Origin of the sequence: Herpetosiphon sp. (assembly GCF_003512625.1) — a bacterium.
GTDB lineage: Bacteria > Chloroflexota > Chloroflexia > Chloroflexales > Herpetosiphonaceae > Herpetosiphon > Herpetosiphon aurantiacus.
On the sequence record NZ_DOPT01000108.1, the window covers coordinates 1 to 514 of the forward strand.

Annotated in this window: 1 protein-coding gene; it reads left to right on the forward strand. The window is 50.4% G+C overall.

The window, feature by feature from the left end; translation table 11 throughout:
• The coding region (locus tag DEF47_RS24650; RefSeq protein WP_287045382.1) for a M15 family metallopeptidase at positions 1–467 on the forward strand (467 nt) is incomplete at its 5' end.
• Positions 468–514: the final 47 nt, after the last annotated feature.

Here is a 514-nt window from a genome sequence, read left to right on the forward strand (position 1 = left end):
CCCAAACTGGCAAGCCGATTAGCCGTAAACAGGCGATTGCCTATGCCGCCACCTACAGCGCCAAACCTGGCACCAGCGAACATCAAACTGGCTTGACTGTCGATTTATTGCCCCAAGGTGCGCCCGAAATTGGCTTTCGAATTCCCGATCCGTTGAAAGATTGGCTCAATGCCAATGCCTACAAATATGGCTGGGTTCAATCGTACCCAATTAAATATCGCGATGGCGAGTTGATTACCTATGAATTAATGGGCTACACCAGTGAGCCATGGCATTGGCGCTGGCAAGGCCGTGATTCAGCCAAATCGTTGTATGATCAAGGCTATTTGGATACTGATTCGTTGCTCGTTCCCCCAACGTTGCCACGCATTTGCGATGCTGAGCATGACCCCTGCATGATTCTTAGTGCTGCTCCGGCTAAACTTGTTGCCATCCCAACCAGTACCCCCATTGCCGTAGCTGAATAGCCAGGTTGCTGAACTGCGAAGATTGTTTTTTGATCCACGAAGGACAC